Origin of the sequence: Limimaricola sp. AA108-03, from assembly GCF_050847355.1 — a bacterium.
Taxonomy (GTDB): Bacteria; Pseudomonadota; Alphaproteobacteria; order Rhodobacterales; family Rhodobacteraceae; genus Limimaricola.
In genome coordinates this window covers 83064-98131 of the sequence record NZ_CP193759.1, presented here as the reverse complement: position 1 = coordinate 98131, position 15068 = coordinate 83064, and the positions used below count along the sequence as shown (strand labels likewise).

The window sequence follows — 15068 nt, the reverse complement described above, 5'->3', positions numbered from 1 at the left end:
GACCCCTGGTGGAGCGGTGCTCCGGGCCGGGTCCCAACGCTTCGGGGCATTCCGGTTCCATGATGATGGGCGCGCCGGTCATGAAGCGGCCGCCGGCCGGGAGGGTCCAGTTTGACCGCGATCCGGTCATGCATACCGCTCCCCGACGCCGCATTCGGGGCAGGATGTGGTACTGGCCAAGCCTCAGCGCGCCATCCAGCCGCCATCGACGTTGATCACCGCGCCGGTCAGATAGGTCGCCGCGGGCGAGCAGAGAAAGGCCACGGTGCCGCCGATATCCTCGGGCGCGCCCCAGCGTCCGGCGGGGATGCGGTCGAGGATGGCGCCCGCGCGTTCGGGGTCCTCGCGCAGCGCCTGCGTGTTCGCCGTGGCGATGTAGCCCGGCGCCACCGCGTTGACGGTGATCGCGTGCTTCGCCCATTCGTTGGCGAGAATCTTGGTCAACCCGGCCACCCCGTGCTTGGAGGCGGTATAGGACGGCACCCGGATCCCGCCCTGAAAAGACAGGAGCGAGGCGATCGAGACCACCGCGCCGGGGCGGCCCCGCGCGATCAGCTCCCGCCCGAAGGCCTGCGTGGTGAAAAACACCGCCTTCATGTTGATGTCGACGACATCATCCCAATCGGCCTCGGTGAAATCGACGCTGTCGGCGCGGCGGATGATGCCCGCATTGTTGACGAGGATGTCGAAGCCCGCCCCCTCGAACACGTCCCGCGCCGCCATCGGATCGGCGAAGTCGAGCTTGAGGCTTTCGGCCGCGCCGCCCGCCGCCGCGATCTCCGCCACCGACTCGTCGCAGCTGCGTCGTCCGGCGCAGACAACATGCGCGCCCTGCCCCGCGAGCGCCGTTGCGATGGCACGGCCGATCCCGGCATTGGCGCCGGTGACGAGCGCCTTGCGGCCATCGAGCGAAAACAGGCCGGCCATCAGCGCATCTCCCCCGGCTTGACGAAATCCATGTCGGTGAAGTCGATGTTGTCGCCCGCCATCGCCCAGATGAAGCTGTATCTGCCGATGCCGGCGCCGGAATGGATCGACCAGGGCGGCGAGATCGCGCCCTCCTCGTTCGCGACGAACAGGTGCCGCGTTTCCTGCGGCTCGCCCATCAGATGCAGCACGCGGGCCTCTTCCTCCATGTCCCAATAGAGATAGGCCTCCATGCGGCGGTCATGGAGATGGCTCGGCATAGTGTTCCAGACCGAACCCTCCGCGAGGCTGGTATAGCCGAGGATCAGCTGGCAGCTCTTCATCACCTGCGGGTGGACGAACTGCTTGATGACGCGCTGGTTGGAACTCGCCGGTTCGCCCAGTCGCACCTCCTTGCAATCGGCCGGCGTGATCAGGCGCGAGGGAAAGGCGGCATGGGCCGGGGCCGAGGTGATGTAGAAACGGCCCTCGCCCTCGAAGCTGACCGCGCCGCTGCCCTTGCCGAGATAGAGCACGTCGCCGCGCCCCATCTCGTAGCCTTCGCCGTCGCAGCGCACCGTGCCGGTGCCGCCGATATTGACGATGCCCATCTCGCGCCGGTCCAGAAACCGCTCGGTGCCGGTCTCGGCCACCGTCTCGAGGGTCAGGCTGCCACCGTCTGGCACCGCGCCACCCATCACGAAGCGGTCGTAGTGGGTATAGATCAGGCGGATCTCGCCGTCGCGGAACAAGTCCCGGGCCAGGAAGTGGGCGCGCAGTTCGGCGGTGCCCATCACCTTCGCCTGCGCCGGGTGCACGGCGTGGCGGGTCTCGACGCTCAACATAGGGTCTCCTTCACTCGGTATCGTCGGGGGTCGCGGACACGCGCTCAGCCGAGGCGGTAGGCCTGTCGGGCGAGATCGCCGGCCAGTAGCGGCGCGATCTCGAAGGCCTCCTCCTCGTCGAGGCGATGCGTCACCACCAACTCGGCCAGAAAGCCGCTATCGACCCGCCGCGCCACGTCGTGCCGCGCCGGGATCGAACACAGCGCGCGGGTGTCGTCGTTGAAGCCTGCGGTGTTGTGGAACCCGGCGGTCTCGGTGACCGCTTCGCGGTAGCGGCGCATTCCCTCGTAGCTGTCGTGGAACCACCAGGGCGGGCCAAGCCGCAGGCAGGGCCAGACCCCCGCCAGCGGCGCCAGTTCGCGCGCATAGGTGGTCTCGTCGAGGGTGAACAGGATCAAGCTCAGACGCGGATCGAGACCGACCGCGTTCAAGAGCGGCCGCAGCGCCTCGGTGTAGCTCGACGGCAGCGGGATGTCGAAGCCGCGGTCGGGGCCATAGGCGGCGCGGACCGCGTCGGAATGGCCGCGCGAGGAGCCGGCATGGAGCTGCATCACCAAGCCATCCTCGAGCGACATCCGCGCCATCTCGGTCAGCATCTGCGCCCGGAACAGCTCGGCATCGGCCACGCTCGCCCCGCCCCGGCGCACCCGATCGAAGAGGGCGCGCGCCTCGGCCTCGGGCAGGTCGGCGGTGCGCGGCGTCGGGTGGCCGTGATCGCTCGCCGTGGCGCCCATCGAGATGAAGAAGGCCCGCCGCGCGCGATGCGCGGCGAGATAGCCGTCCCAGCTGCCGGTGTCGCAGCCGGTCAACTCGCCCAGCCGGTCGAGCGCCGCCGCGAAGCCCGGTGCCTCTGGGTCGACCACCGCGTCGGGACGGTAGGTCGGCACCACCCGGCCGGACCAGTCCGAACCGCGCAGCGCCGCGTGCTGCGCAAGGTCGTCGAGCGCCCCGTCGGTGGTCGCGATCACCTCTATATTGAAGCGGTCATATAATTCACGCGGGCGGAATTCCGGCCGCGTGAGCCGCTCGGCGATGGCGTCATAGGCGCGATCCGCCGTGGCCTCGGACAGCCGCTCGGTCACGCCGAACAGGCTTTCCAGCGCGTGCTCGATCCACAGCCGCGAGGGCGTGCCCCGAAACAGGTGGAAGTTCTGCGCAAAGAGCCGCCAGATCGCCCGCGGATCGGTCTCTGCGCCTACGCCGATGCCCATCGCCTCGAAGGGCACGCCCTGGCTGGTGAGCATCCGGGTCACGTAATGATCCGGCGTCACGAAAAGCTGCGCGGGATCGGAAAAGCGCGGGTTTTCGCCCCACCAGCGCGGATCGGTATGGCCATGCGGCGAGACGATCGGCAGGTCGGCGACCGCATGGTACAGCTCGCGCGCCAGCTTGCGGGTCGCGGGATCGGGCGGCAGCAGCCGGTCGGGGTGCAGGGTCATCGGATCACATCAGCCAGTTGGGAAGGAACATCACGAGGCCGGGGAACAGGATCATCAGCGTCACCAGCCCCAGCACCGCCGCCACCAGCGGCAGCATCTGGATCGAATAGTCGCGGTAGCTGCAGCGCAGGATGCCGCAGACGGTGAACATCGATACGCCCACCGGCGGGGTCATGCCGCCGAAGGTCACCAGCGTCATCATCACCAGCCCGAAATGCACCGGATCGATGCCCGCCGCCGTCACCACCGGCACGAGGATCGGCGTCAGCAGCATCACCAGCACCGTGGCCTCGACCAGCATGCCCAGCACCATCAGGAAGCCCGCGATCACGAAGAGCAGCACGGTCGGGTCCGACAGCGCCGTCAGCGCCACCTCGGCGATGCTTTGGGGCACCCGCTCGAAGGTGATGACATAGCCGAAGGTGCCGGAGAACAGGATGATGAGCATGATCATCCCGATGTCGCGCAGGCTCTGGAGCATCGCATCGAGGATCTTGGCGGGCGTCAGTTCGCGGTAGATCAGCGTGCCGATGATCAGCGCATAGGCCACCGCGAAGGCGCCTGCCTCGGACGGGGTGAAAAAGCCGAAACGAATGCCGATCAGCAACCAGACCGGGAACAGCACCGCCCAGAAGCTGCGCCACAGCTCGTGGCCGACCTCGCGCAGCGTCGGCAGGCGCTCGGTCTCGGGCTTGTAGTCGCGCTGCCGCGCCACGCCCCAAGTGGCGATCATCAGCACCGTCAGCAACAGCATGCCCGGCACGATGCCGGCGATGAACAGCCGGCCGATCGAGACCTCGCCGAGATAGCCGTAAAGGATGAGCCCGAGGCTCGGCGGCAGCGTCGCGGTGATCAGACCGCCGATGGCGAGCAGCGCGGCGGTAAAGCCGCGATCATAGCCCTTCTCGACCATCGGCTCGCCGAGGATGCGCGCCTGCATCGCGGCATCCGCCACGGCCGAGCCCGAGACGCCGCCCATCAGCGCGCTGAGGATCAGCGTCGACTGCGCGAGACCGCCGCGCATCCAGCCCGCGATCACCGTAGCGAGCCCCACGAGGCGCGGCGTGATGCCCGAGCTGTTCATTAGGTTGCCGAGCAGGATGAACAGCGGCACCGCGAGGAGCGGGAAGGACTGGCTTGCCGCGACGATGCGCTGCACGGCGGTGCTGTCGGGCAGGAAGGTGCCGGGCAGCAGGAAATAGGCGGTGCCGGCGATGCCGATCGCGAAGGCCACGGGCATGCCGATCACGATCAGCGTCAGCGCGAGGGTCAGGATCAGGGCGGAAATCACAGCAGGTCCTCCGAGCTGTGCCCGGCGGCGAGGCCGGGCGCGTGACCGGGGGCCCGGTCGGTGCCGAGCGCGCCGAGATCGGGCAGCACCGGCTCGAACGCCGCGTTCAGCCCCAGCGAGAGCACGCGCCGCGTCAGCGTCAGTGCCAGCAGCACCGCCCCCACCGGCAGGGCCAGCGTGACCAGCCCGTAGGAGAGCCCCGAGCCGCCGAGCTCGCGCTGCCAGTTGCCGATCGCGAGGTCCCACCCGAGATAGGCGAGAAAGCCGAGGAACGGCATGATCAGAACGAGGCTCACCAATGACAGCAACCGGCGGCCGCCCGGCGGCAGCAGATCCGGCAGCGCCGAGACGCAGATCGCTTCGCCGCGCTTCATGGCAAGATCGGCGCCCAGCATGCAGGTCCAGATCAGGAAAAGCTGCGCGAATTGCGGCGCCGAGGTCACCGGCGCGCCGATGCTGCGGCCGATCCCGGCGGTCAGGACGGCGGCCACCGTGCCGATCAACGCGATCAGCGCCAGGGCCTGCTCGATACCGTCATAGAGTTTCCAGAAGATCATCCTCGCCCTCCCCGGCGCGGCTGGTATTCGACCCCCGGCACCGTGGCGCCGGGGGCCTCGGACTTAATCCGCCGAGGGCAGATAGGGGGCCAGCGCCTCGCGCGCCTCGACCAGGCCGACCTTCTCGTAGACCACGTCGACGCGGTCGCGGAACGGCGCGATATCGACCTCGTTGAACGCGACGCCGGCCGCCTCCATCTCGCCTTGCACCTCGGCCAGCTTCGCCACCGTTTCGCGCGTCGCTTCCTCGCCGGCAGCCTTCAGCTCCTCGGTGACGATCGCCTGCAGATCCTCGGGCAGCGCCGCGAACCAGCTCTCGGAGGTGGCGAGCCCGGTGAAGAGCTGGATGTGGTTGGTGAAGGCGACGTTGTTCGACACCTCGTGCAGCTTGATGCCATAGGCCCCGGTGAGCTGCGCCTCCGCCCCGTCCACCGCGCCGAGCTGCAGCGCCGAATAGACCTCGGACCATGCCATCGGCGCGGGCGTGGCACCCATCGCCTCGACCGTCGCGACCCAGCCCGGCGCGTCGATGGTGCGCACCCGGACGCCGTTCAGATCCTCGGGCGTCTCGACCTTGTCTTGGGTGAACATCTGCCGGGTGCCCTGGAACCAGTTGTAGTTCAGGAGCCGGATGCCGGATTGCTCGGCCAGCTCCTCGACCCATTCCTCGTAGACCGGGCTCTCGGTGATCGCGGCATATTCGGTGTAGTCATTGACCAGGTAGGGCGCGGCGAGAATGCCCAGCTCGGGCAGGAACGGCGCGAGCCGGCCGGCATCGACCAGCGCCGCGATCGGCGCGCCGGCACGGATCTGCTCGAGCACGTCATTGTCCTCGCCAAGCTGCGACGAAGGGTAGATCGTCACCTCCATCCGGCCCTCGGAGCGTTCCTCGATCCGCTCCTCAGCGCCCTGCATCGCGATGACCAGCGGGTCCTGCAGCGTCTGCGAGGTCGACAGGTTCAACGAGTAATCCTGCGCCGTGGCGGCGCCCGCCGACAGGGCGGCGATGGTGGCAAGCGCGGTGGTGATGCGGTGGTTCATGTAAGGTCCTCCTCCTTGTGAACATCTTGATCTCGCGGCGCGGCATCCCGCCCGAGCGGCCAGAGCCCGGCGCGACCGCCCTCGGTCAAGAACAGCGCGAGATGGTAAAGCAGCCGGCTCAGCGCCTCGGGCCAGAGCACCCGGCCCTTCCCGTCGAGGCGGTTGACCCAGAACGGGTCGGGCCCGGCCGCGACGTAGCGCACGAAGATCAGGTCGAGCAGCGCCAGCGCCCGCTCCGCATGGTCGGCACCGCCGGTTTCGGCATGCAGGTCGGCATAGAGCTTGCCCGCCTCGGTCAACGGCCAGAGCAGGTGATCGGGCTCGGTCACGGTGCCATCGGCCGAGACCGCGTCAAAAGGCGCCCCGGCCAGCAACCCATCCCGGCGCAGCCCGTGCGCCTCGACGAAGCGCTGCATCAACGCGGCCGTCTCGACCGCCGCCGGATCGCCGCCCATCGCCGCGAAGCGGCGCAGCAACCAGGCCCATTCATACTGGTGCCCCGGCTCGCGGCGCCGGCCATCGGCCGTGTCGATCGGGGCGAGATCGTGGCCGGTGAACTCGCGGATCGCGCCGGTGTCGGGATCGAGAAAATATCGCAGCCCGACCTCGACCAGACCGGCCGCGCGGTCGCGCCATACCGCCTCGCCGGTCATCTCGTGGGCCTGAAGCAGCGCCTCGATCATGTGCATATGCGGGTTCTGCGCCCGCAGATCGCCGGGCCGGGGCCCGCGCGCCGCCATCGCGTCATCTTCCCACAGCGCGCCGGTCGCGGGATCGGTGAGGCGCGTCGAAATGAAATCCCAGCACGCCTCGATCCGCCCCTCGGGCACCGCCCCGGGGGCCGCGCGGCGCAAGGTCACCAGCGCCAGCAGGGCAAAGGACTGGTCGTAGCTCCGGCGCAGCGCGTGTTCGGGGACGGCGCTCGGCGCGCCCGAGGCCAGCGCCGCTACGCGGTAACCGCCATCCTCGTCGCGCAGCGCCGTGTCGAGATAGCGATGAACCGCGATGGCGGCCTCGCGCATCCATGGCGCGCCGGTCGCCAGATGCAGATGCGCGAAAGTGAAGACGAGCCGCGCCTGGGTCAGCGTCGTGCGCTCGGCCGAGGGCAAGGGTTTGCCCGGCGCCTTGAGCCGTTCGGCCACCGCGCCGCTGTCGCCTTGCGCCAGTTCCAGCCACCTCGGCAGGGTATCGAAGAGGAAATTGCCGACACGCCGGGCTGCGACCGTGTCGTGGCGACCGGTATCGATGGTCCGATCAGCGGTCATCGCGGCCTCCCTCGGGTGCATCCCGGTGCCAGATCCGGGTTTCGGGCAGGTCGATGATCGCCCCATGCGCCGCGATCACCCGCGCGGCCATGGCGGTTCCGGCCCGCGCCGCCTCCACCGGCGCGACGCCGTTCAGCCGGGCCGCGAGATAGCCGCCGTTGAAGCTGTCGCCCGCGCCGGTGGCATCGACCACCTTGGGCGCCGGCGGCACCGGCATGATCGTCGTCCCGCCCTCCGAGAGAAGGGTGACCGGCCCCGCCCCGTCCTTGACCGCCACCTCGCCCGCCCCGGCGGCGGCATAGCGTCGGGCGCAGGCGGCGGGATCGGCATCGCCGAACCAGCGCGCCTCGTCATCGAAGCTCGGCAGCGCGATGTCCGAGATCGCCGCGGCGGAAGTGATCGCGTCGCGCATTACGGTCTCGTCGGACCACAGGGCAGGGCGAATGTTGGGGTCGAAAGCAATGCGGGCCCCGCGCTCCCGCGCGGTGCGCAGCGCATCGAGCAGCCGCACCCGGCCCTCGGCCGGCAGGATCGCCAGCGTGATCCCCGACAGGTAGATCATCCGCGCATTCCGCATCGCGGTCCGCAGCGCCGCTTCGTCATCGGCGAGGGCACGCGCCGCCGAGGTATCACGCCAGTAGGTGAAGGCCCGGTCCCCGTCCCGCTGCTCGATCATGTAGAGACCGGGACGCCGGTCGGGTATCCGCCGGATCGCGTCCGTGGCGATGCCCGCGCCGTCGAGGAAGGCCACGATCCGGTCCGAGAAGCCGTCGGTCCCGAGCGCGGTAAAATAGCCCACCGGCCCGTCGGCGGGGTCCAGCCCGGCGCGCGCGTACCACAGCGTGTTGAGCGTGTCCCCGGCGAACCCCATGCGCCAGCAACCATCCTGCCCGCCCGACATCTCGATCATGCATTCGCCGATCGCGAGAAGCTGCATCATGCCACCTCGCTCGCGATGGCGGCGGCCATGCCCTGCGCCAGCATATCGCTCAGGATCTCCGCCGCCTGCGCCTCGAACGCCCCGTCGAGGAGCTCGGCGGGGGTCAGACCCGGCAGCCGCAGCAGCCCGGCGATCAGCGCCCGCGCATCATCGCCCGCCGCCTCGACGACCGCCGCGATCTCGGCCTCGCGCGGGTCGCGCAGGGCGTAGCGTTTCCCTGTCTCGTCCCGGCCCAAGCAGTAGCGCGCCCAGGCCGCGGTGGCGAAGGCGAAGGGGCGCAGATCCTGTTCCGCGAGTTGCGCGTCGCAGGCCGGACCGAAGATGCGCTGCGGCAGCTTCTGGCTGCCATCCATCGCGATCTGGTAGGTCTCGTGCGCGATCGCCGGATTGGCGAAACGCGCGGCAAGCTCGTCGCCATAGGCCGCGAGATCGACGCCGGGCAGCGGATCGAGCGTCGCGGCCGCCGCCGTGATGTGGCGCCGTGCCAATGCCGCGAGGCCCCGGTCGGCCATCGCGTCGCGCACCAGCGCATGGCCCGAGACGAACCCGGCATAGGCGATCAGCGAATGCGCCCCGTTCAGCATCCTGAGCTTCATCCGCTCGTAGGGCGCGACGTCGCGGGCGAAGATCGCGCCGCCCGCCGCCCAGTCGGGGCGGCCCTGCGGAAAGCGATCCTCGATCACCCATTGGCAGAAGGGCTCGGTCTCGATCGCCGCGGCATCCTGGAAACCGGTCAGGCGGGCCGCGAGCGCGAGTGTCGCCCCGGTCGCCGCCGGGGTGATCCGGTCGACCATCGAGGACGGAAATGCCACCTCGCGCGCGATCCAGTCGGCGAGGTCGGGGTCGACCCGACGGGCAAAACCCACCACGCCGCCACGCAGCAGCGCACCGTTCTCCGGCAGGTTGTCGCAGCACAGCACGGTGAAGGGCGCGTGCCCCGCCGCGCGCCGCCGCCGCAGCCCCTCGACCAGCAACCCCAGCACGCCACGCGGCGCGGCCGGGCTTTCGAGATCGGCGGCGACATCCGGATGCGCCGGATCGGCGTCGGGACCGCCCCGGTCGATGCCATAGGCCTTTTCGGTGACGGTCAGCGTGACGATGCGGATCGCCGGATCCGACATCGGCCCGAGCACCGCCTCGGGCGCCCCGCGCGCCGCGATCACCCGGTCGATCGCACCGATCACCCGCGCCCGGTCACCCTGCGCGCCGCGCTCGATCAGCGTGAACAGCCCGTCCTGCGATGCCAGCGCCTCGGCCAGATCGGCCGAGCGCAGGCTGACACCCGCGATGCGCCAGTCGCCGCCGGAGGCCGCCAGCGCCGCGTCGGTGATCGCCGCCTGATGCGCGCGATGGAAGGCGCCCACCCCGAGATGCAGGATACCCACACCATGCGCCGCCGGGTCGTAATCGGGGGCCGCGCCTTCGGGCAGCTGTGCCAATACGCTACGCGACAGCCGGGTCATGGCCGCAGCCCGTGCTCTGCATGGCCGAGCGCGGTCATGATGCCGCGCAACTCCGCCAGCCCCTTGAGCCTCCCGATCGCCGGGTAGCCCGGCTGGGCCCGGCGCTTCAGGTCGTCGAGGATGTCCTGCCCGTGATCGGGGCGGAACGGGATCGAGACGTCGGCGCGGCCCTCTTCCCGGCGTCGCGCCTCCTCGCGCAGAACGGCGGCGATGAAATCCACCATGTCGGTGTCGCCGCCCAGATGCTCGGCCTCGTGGAACGAGCAGGGCGTGCCGTCGCCTTCGCGCGCGACGTTGCGCATGTGCAGGAAATGCACCCGGTCACCCAGCCGCGCCATCATGCCGGGGATGTCGTTGTCGGCCCGTGCCCCGAGCGAGCCGGAGCAGAGCGTGATGCCGTTCGCGCGCAGGTCCACCGCCTCCATCACGGCGCGGTAATCCGCCCCGGTCGACATGACGCGCGGCAGGCCCAGCAGCGAGAATGGCGGATCGTCGGGGTGACAGCAGAGCCGCAGCCCCAGCCTTTCGGCCTCGGGCGCCACCTCCGAGAGGAAATCGATCAAGTGGCCGCGCAGCGTCTCGGCGCGCATCCCCGCATATTCGGCCAGATGCGCGCGCACGTCCTCGAGGGTGAAATGCTCGGCGGCCCCCGGCAGGCCGAAGACGACATTGGTGGCCAGACGGCGGCGCGTGTCATCATCCATCCGCGCGAAACGCTCGGCCGCGATCTCGGCCACGCCTTCTGGAAAGCTCTCGGCCGCGCCCGGACGCTTGAGGATATGGATATCGAAGGCCGCGAAGTCGTGCAGGTCGAAGCGCATCGCCGTGCCGCCATGCGCGACGCGGTAGGCGAGATCGGTGCGGGTCCAGTCCAGAACCGGCATGAAGTTGTAGCAGATCACCTCGATGCCGGCTTTGGCGAGATTGGCCATGCTTTGCTTGTAGGCCGCAATATGGGCACGCCAGTCGCCGGACTGCTTCTTGATGTCCTCGGAAACGGGCAGGCTCTCGACCACCTCCCAGGCAAGACCGGAAGCGGTGCCGTCGGCTCGCGTGGCGATCTCGCGCTGCCGCTGCTCGATCTCTTCCAGAGGCCAGACCACGCCGGTGGGCATGTGGTGCAACGCCGAGACCACGCCCTCGACCCCGGCCTGCATCATGTCGTCGATGCCGACCCCGTCCTTCGGCCCGAACCAGCGCCATGTCTGCCGCATAACGGATCTCCCTCCCAATCACCGGCAAGACTAGACCGCGATTCGAAAGTTTACAAGTATGGTAGTATGGATTAGAGTGAGTACAGATCCATAGAGAGCGCCATGTCAGCTACGAACCCCGCATCTATTGCCCTCGACGCCTCCGCCCCGGTCGGCCTCCAGCTCATCGCCAGCCTGCGCGCGCGCATCGTCACCGGCGAACTGACGCCGGGCACCCGCCTGTCGGAGCAGGACATCGCCACCGGTTACGGCCTCTCGCGCCAGCCGGTGCGCGAGGCGTTCATCCGGCTCGCCGGAGAAAAGCTGCTGGAGGTGCGTCCGCAGCGCGGCACCTATGTGCGCAAGATCGACGTCGCCGAGGTCGAGGTCTCGCGCTTCGTGCGCGAGGCGGTCGAGGCCGATATCGCCCGGCTGGCGGCGCGCAGCGCCGATGCCGCCGCGCTGGCCGAGTTGCGTCGCCAGATGGCGGGTCAGGCCAAGGCCGCGCGGGATGGGGGGCGCAGCTTCGTAGAGCTGGACGAGCTGTTCCACCGCACGCTGGCCGAGATGGCCGGGCGCGCCGGCGCATGGACGCATCTGCAACCGATCAAGATGCACATGGACCGGGTGCGGCACCTCACGGCCGTGGAATTTCCGGTCGACCGGCTGGTCGGTCAGCACCAGGCCATCGTCGACGCGATCGCGGCAAAAGACCCGGATGCCGCCGAAGCGGCGGTCCGAACCCATCTGCGTGGCGTGCTCGACGACCTGCCCAAGGTCGCCGAGGCGCATCCGGATTTCTTCATCGCAGAGCCCGTGCCCTAGGGCAGGATAGACCGGCTGCGCGGCACCCTGCCCGATGCCCAAGACAGGGAGCGCCCGGCCCTCTTCGCCTCAGGCGAGGCCCTCCCTCGAGACGTGATCCTGCGTGCGGTCGAGGATGCGTCCCATCCGGGCGACGATCTCGTCGATGTCGCCCTCGGTCACGATCAGCGGCGGGCAGAGGGCCAGCGTGTCGCCGACATTGCGGATGATCATCCCTTCCTCATGGCCGATCTCGAAGGCGGCCAGACCGACCTTGCCGACCGGATCGAAGGCGCGCTTCGAGGCCTTGTCCACCACCAGTTCGAGGCCAGCGATCAGCCCGGCGCCGCGTACCTCTCCGACCAGCGGGTGATCGGCGTATTGCCGAAGCCCCTCTTGCAGCCTCGCCCCCATCCGGGTCGCGTTGCCCATCAGGTCGCGCTCCTCGATGATCTTCAGGTTCTCGAGCCCCACCGCCGTGGCGACCGGGTGACCTGAAGCGGTGAAGCCGTGACCAAAGGTGCCGATCCTGCCGGTGTTGTCGGCGATCGCATCGTAGACCTTCTCCGAGAACACCACCGCCGCGAGCGGCATGTAGGAGGAGGTGAGCTGCTTCGAGAGCACCATGATGTCCGGGGTGAAGCCGTAATGCACCGCGCCGAAGCTCGACCCCAGCCGCCCGAAGCCGTTGATCACCTCGTCGGCGATCAGCAGTATGTCGTGCTTGCGGCACAGCGCCTCGATGCCCTTCCAGTAGCCCTCCGGCGGTGGCATCACGCCCCCCGCCGCCATCAGCGGCTCGCCGATGAAGCCGGCGATGGTTTCGGGCCCCTCCCGCAGGATCACCTCCTCGGCCTCGGCCAGGAGCCGCTGCGTGAACTCGGCCTCGCTCTCGCCCTCATGCCCGAAGCGGTAGTGATGCGGGCAGGTCAGGTGATGCACCGGGATCGCCGGCAGGTCGAAATCCACGTGATTGTAGGGCAGCCCGGTGAGCGAGCCCGAGGCCACCGTGATCCCGTGATACCCCTTGGTGCGGGCCAGAAACTTTTTCTTTTCAGGACGTCCCAGCGCGTTGTTCATGTACCATGCCATCTTGACGACGGTGTCGTTGGCTTCCGACCCCGACGAGGTGAAGAACACCCGGTCAAGCCCTTGAGGAGTCATCTCGGCCAGCTTCTCCGCCAGCCGGATCGACGGCTCGTGCGCCTTGTGCGCGAAGCTGTGGTAATAGGGCAGCGCCTGCATCTGCTTGTGGGCCGCCTCGACGAGACGCGGCTCGTCGAAGCCCACTGCGACGGACCAGAGCCCGGCCAGCGCCTCGATGTATTCCTTGCCATGCTCGTCATAGACGTGGATGCCCTTGCCCCGCGAGATCACCAGCGGGCCCTTTTCCTCGTGCCGGCGGGCATTGGTATAGGGATGCAGGGACGTGGCGATATCGGCCTGCGCCAGCGAATTCGACAGCTTGTTCATCACCGCGCTCCATCGGTTGCGAATGTTTCAGGCGCCTTGCCCGTTGCGCCGCCCAGGAAGGCGGCAAGATTGTCGGTCAGATCCGCCGAGAGGTAACCACCCTCCTGCACCATCACGCAAGGCAGAGCTGCGGCGGCGATCATCTCACCGGCACCCCGGAAACCGTCGGTCGTCACCGCGAGGCCGCGCAGCGGATCGTTTTCATGCGCGTCGAGGCCGAGCGAGAGCACCAGCGCGCCGGGGGCGAACGCGGCGATCCGCGCGAGGGCCTGCCGGATCGCGTCGTGCCAGGCGCCGTCGCCGCTGTCGCGCGGCAGGGCGAGGTTGAGATTGCAGCCTTCGCCAGCGCCTTGGCCCGTTTCGTGCGCATGCCCGTTGAAGAACGGGTAGTAATCCATTGGATCGGCATGGATCGAGACGGTGAGCACGTCGGCGCGGTCGTAGAAGATCGCTTGCGTGCCGTTGCCGTGATGCACGTCGATGTCGAGGATCGCCACCCGCTCGTGGTGCCGGCGCAGATGCGCCGCGGCGATGGCGGCATTGTTCAGCAGGCAATGTCCCGAGGCGCTGTCCGCGTCCGAATGGTGGCCCGGCGGGCGGCACAGCGCATAGGCCAGGGCATCGCCGTCCAGCACCGCCCGCGCGGCGGCGACGGCGCAATCGGCGGCGCGACGGGTGGCGGTCCAGCTGTGCTCGCCGATCGGCGCCGACGGATCGGCGAGATGCCAGCCGGCCCGGCCGAGGATATGCCGGGGATAGGTCGAGCGGGCTTTTTGCGGATGCGTGTTCGGCACCACCTCGGCCCCGGCATTCGGCAGCTTCTGCCACTCGGTCCACGCGGTCTCCAGAAAGGCCACGAATTCTGGCGTGTGCACCGCCAGAAGATCGGCGTCGTCGCAGCGCGGCGGCGCCTCGGGAACCAGCCCCAGCCGATCGAGCCCGGCAAGCAGAAGCCGACCGCGCTCGGCGCGCTCGGCATTGCGCGTGACGCGACCGTTGGTGATGCGGAAATCCGGGTCGTGGGCCATGGATTCGGGGGCGTGGAAGCACCTCATGCGGAGCCGTCCTCCTTCAGCTTGCGAAAGATGTCGGTCACGACGCGCCGCGCCGTGCCGATGTGATATTCGAGCGCCGCGCGGGCGGCCTTCGCGTCCCGGGCGGCGATGGCGTCGAAGACCGGCTCGTGGGTCTCGGCCATGCGCATCGGATCGTCGTAGAGCCGCCCGATCAGCATCAGGCTGAGCTGGGTCTCGTCGGCGATCTGGTCGAACACGGTGACGAAGCGCTCATTGCCGCTATGCAGGCAGATCAGCCGGTGGAACGCCATGTCGGCCTCGATCTGGCTCAGCGGATCGTCGGCTTCGGCCAGATCACGCATCTCGTCGATCCGCTCGCGCAACCCCATGAGCGCCGGGGCCGGATCGCCCGCGACCAGCCGCTCCACCGCCGCGCATTCGATGCAGATCCGAAGCTCGTAGAGGCTGTCGATCGCCTCGACCGTGACCTCGCGCACGAAGAAGCCGCGATTGGGCTGCGACACGACGAGGCCGCGATTCTCCAGAAGCCGCGCCGCTTCGCGCACCGGCGCGCGGCTCAGACCCAACTCGCGGGCAATGCCGGATTCGGTCAGCCGGTCGCCCGGCTTCAGGCGCCCCTGCAAAATGGCGTCGGTGATCAGCCGGACCACGTGCTGCACCAGCCCGGCGCGATCGAGGCGGGCAAAGATCGGATCGGGGGCGGGGTCCATGCTCATGGATCGAAGCTAGACCCGGTTCTGTCGATTGTCGACAATCTTCTTGACTGAACGGCAAACGCCCGACAGGCTCGACCCCGACGGATCGTTGCAGAGGG

Annotated in this window: 14 protein-coding genes; 1 reads left to right on the top strand and 13 read right to left on the bottom strand. The window is 69.0% G+C overall.

Annotation, left to right across the window (positions count from 1 at the left end; genetic code table 11):
* Positions 1 to 183: 183 nt before the first annotated feature.
* From kduD to uxuA, 10 genes are all read right to left on the bottom strand, one after another.
* Positions 184 to 927, bottom strand: coding sequence for a 2-dehydro-3-deoxy-D-gluconate 5-dehydrogenase KduD (kduD, locus tag ACRAQ3_RS18495; RefSeq protein ID WP_432256922.1), 744 nt, complete (start codon positions 925 to 927; stop codon positions 184 to 186).
* Positions 927 to 1751 (bottom strand): 5-dehydro-4-deoxy-D-glucuronate isomerase, encoded by an 825-nt coding sequence (gene kduI, locus ACRAQ3_RS18490; RefSeq protein WP_432256921.1) that lies wholly within the window; start codon positions 1749 to 1751, stop codon positions 927 to 929. The genes kduD and kduI overlap by 1 nt, the downstream gene beginning before the upstream one ends.
* A 44-nt stretch (positions 1752 to 1795) precedes the next feature.
* On the bottom strand, positions 1796 to 3190 hold the full coding sequence (gene uxaC / locus ACRAQ3_RS18485) for a glucuronate isomerase (RefSeq protein WP_432256920.1): 1395 nt from the start codon (positions 3188 to 3190) through the stop codon (positions 1796 to 1798).
* A gap of 4 nt (positions 3191 to 3194) precedes the next feature.
* Positions 3195 to 4481, bottom strand: coding sequence for a TRAP transporter large permease (locus ACRAQ3_RS18480; protein WP_432256919.1), 1287 nt, complete (start codon positions 4479 to 4481; stop codon positions 3195 to 3197).
* Positions 4478 to 5038 carry a TRAP transporter small permease gene (locus ACRAQ3_RS18475; protein WP_432256918.1) on the bottom strand — a complete coding sequence of 187 codons (561 nt, stop codon included), beginning with the start codon at positions 5036 to 5038 and terminating at the stop codon, positions 4478 to 4480. Before ACRAQ3_RS18475 ends, ACRAQ3_RS18480 begins: the two co-directional genes overlap by 4 nt.
* 63 nt (positions 5039 to 5101) lie before the next feature.
* Complete coding sequence (locus ACRAQ3_RS18470; RefSeq protein WP_432256917.1) at positions 5102 to 6079, bottom strand: C4-dicarboxylate TRAP transporter substrate-binding protein; 978 nt, start codon at positions 6077 to 6079, stop codon at positions 5102 to 5104.
* Positions 6076 to 7344 carry an AGE family epimerase/isomerase gene (locus ACRAQ3_RS18465; protein WP_432256916.1) on the bottom strand — a complete coding sequence of 423 codons (1269 nt, stop codon included), beginning with the start codon at positions 7342 to 7344 and terminating at the stop codon, positions 6076 to 6078. The genes ACRAQ3_RS18470 and ACRAQ3_RS18465 overlap by 4 nt, the downstream gene beginning before the upstream one ends.
* Entirely contained in the window at positions 7334 to 8281 is a 948-nt protein-coding gene (locus ACRAQ3_RS18460; protein WP_432256974.1) for a sugar kinase, read from the bottom strand. The genes ACRAQ3_RS18465 and ACRAQ3_RS18460 overlap by 11 nt, the downstream gene beginning before the upstream one ends.
* The gene (locus ACRAQ3_RS18455; protein WP_432256915.1) at positions 8281 to 9747 is read right to left on the bottom strand and encodes a mannitol dehydrogenase family protein; all 1467 of its coding nucleotides are present in this window, start codon (positions 9745 to 9747) and stop codon (positions 8281 to 8283) included. Before ACRAQ3_RS18455 ends, ACRAQ3_RS18460 begins: the two co-directional genes overlap by 1 nt.
* Positions 9744 to 10961, bottom strand: coding sequence for a mannonate dehydratase (gene uxuA / locus ACRAQ3_RS18450; protein WP_432256914.1), 1218 nt, complete (start codon positions 10959 to 10961; stop codon positions 9744 to 9746). Before uxuA ends, ACRAQ3_RS18455 begins: the two co-directional genes overlap by 4 nt.
* Positions 10962 to 11063: 102 nt before the next feature.
* Between uxuA and ACRAQ3_RS18445 the strand changes: the two genes are divergently transcribed.
* Complete coding sequence (locus tag ACRAQ3_RS18445) at positions 11064 to 11765, top strand: GntR family transcriptional regulator (RefSeq protein ID WP_432256913.1); 702 nt, start codon at positions 11064 to 11066, stop codon at positions 11763 to 11765.
* A gap of 69 nt (positions 11766 to 11834) precedes the next feature.
* Here the strand turns inward: ACRAQ3_RS18445 and ACRAQ3_RS18440 are convergent, their stop codons facing one another.
* The 3 genes from ACRAQ3_RS18440 to ACRAQ3_RS18430 are packed head-to-tail and all read right to left on the bottom strand — an operon-like array spanning position 11835 to position 14970.
* Positions 11835 to 13217: an aspartate aminotransferase family protein gene (locus tag ACRAQ3_RS18440; RefSeq protein ID WP_432256912.1), complete on the bottom strand. Its 1383-nt coding sequence runs from the start codon at positions 13215 to 13217 to the stop codon at positions 11835 to 11837.
* On the bottom strand, positions 13217 to 14272 hold the full coding sequence (locus ACRAQ3_RS18435) for a histone deacetylase family protein (protein WP_432256911.1): 1056 nt from the start codon (positions 14270 to 14272) through the stop codon (positions 13217 to 13219). The genes ACRAQ3_RS18440 and ACRAQ3_RS18435 overlap by 1 nt, the downstream gene beginning before the upstream one ends.
* Complete coding sequence (locus ACRAQ3_RS18430) at positions 14269 to 14970, bottom strand: GntR family transcriptional regulator (RefSeq protein WP_432256910.1); 702 nt, start codon at positions 14968 to 14970, stop codon at positions 14269 to 14271. Before ACRAQ3_RS18430 ends, ACRAQ3_RS18435 begins: the two co-directional genes overlap by 4 nt.
* Between the last annotated feature and the right edge of the window lie 98 nt (positions 14971 to 15068).

What these genes read in the sequence shown, in the direction of transcription:
- ACRAQ3_RS18460 (WP_432256974.1), bottom strand. Translation starts at nt 8,281, where the DNA reads ATGCAGCTTCTCGCGATCGGCGAATGCATGATCGAGATGTCGGGCGGG.
- ACRAQ3_RS18465 (WP_432256916.1), bottom strand. Translation starts at nt 7,344, where the DNA reads ATGACCGCTGATCGGACCATCGATACCGGTCGCCACGACACGGTCGCA.
- kduI (WP_432256921.1), bottom strand. Translation starts at nt 1,751, where the DNA reads ATGTTGAGCGTCGAGACCCGCCACGCCGTGCACCCGGCGCAGGCGAAG.
- ACRAQ3_RS18445 (WP_432256913.1), top strand. Translation starts at nt 11,064, where the DNA reads ATGTCAGCTACGAACCCCGCATCTATTGCCCTCGACGCCTCCGCCCCG.
- ACRAQ3_RS18440 (WP_432256912.1), bottom strand. Translation starts at nt 13,217, where the DNA reads ATGAACAAGCTGTCGAATTCGCTGGCGCAGGCCGATATCGCCACGTCC.
- uxaC (WP_432256920.1), bottom strand. Translation starts at nt 3,190, where the DNA reads ATGACCCTGCACCCCGACCGGCTGCTGCCGCCCGATCCCGCGACCCGC.
- ACRAQ3_RS18455 (WP_432256915.1), bottom strand. Translation starts at nt 9,747, where the DNA reads ATGACCCGGCTGTCGCGTAGCGTATTGGCACAGCTGCCCGAAGGCGCG.
- ACRAQ3_RS18475 (WP_432256918.1), bottom strand. Translation starts at nt 5,038, where the DNA reads ATGATCTTCTGGAAACTCTATGACGGTATCGAGCAGGCCCTGGCGCTG.
- kduD (WP_432256922.1), bottom strand. Translation starts at nt 927, where the DNA reads ATGGCCGGCCTGTTTTCGCTCGATGGCCGCAAGGCGCTCGTCACCGGC.
- ACRAQ3_RS18470 (WP_432256917.1), bottom strand. Translation starts at nt 6,079, where the DNA reads ATGAACCACCGCATCACCACCGCGCTTGCCACCATCGCCGCCCTGTCG.
- uxuA (WP_432256914.1), bottom strand. Translation starts at nt 10,961, where the DNA reads ATGCGGCAGACATGGCGCTGGTTCGGGCCGAAGGACGGGGTCGGCATC.
- ACRAQ3_RS18435 (WP_432256911.1), bottom strand. Translation starts at nt 14,272, where the DNA reads ATGAGGTGCTTCCACGCCCCCGAATCCATGGCCCACGACCCGGATTTC.
- ACRAQ3_RS18430 (WP_432256910.1), bottom strand. Translation starts at nt 14,970, where the DNA reads ATGAGCATGGACCCCGCCCCCGATCCGATCTTTGCCCGCCTCGATCGC.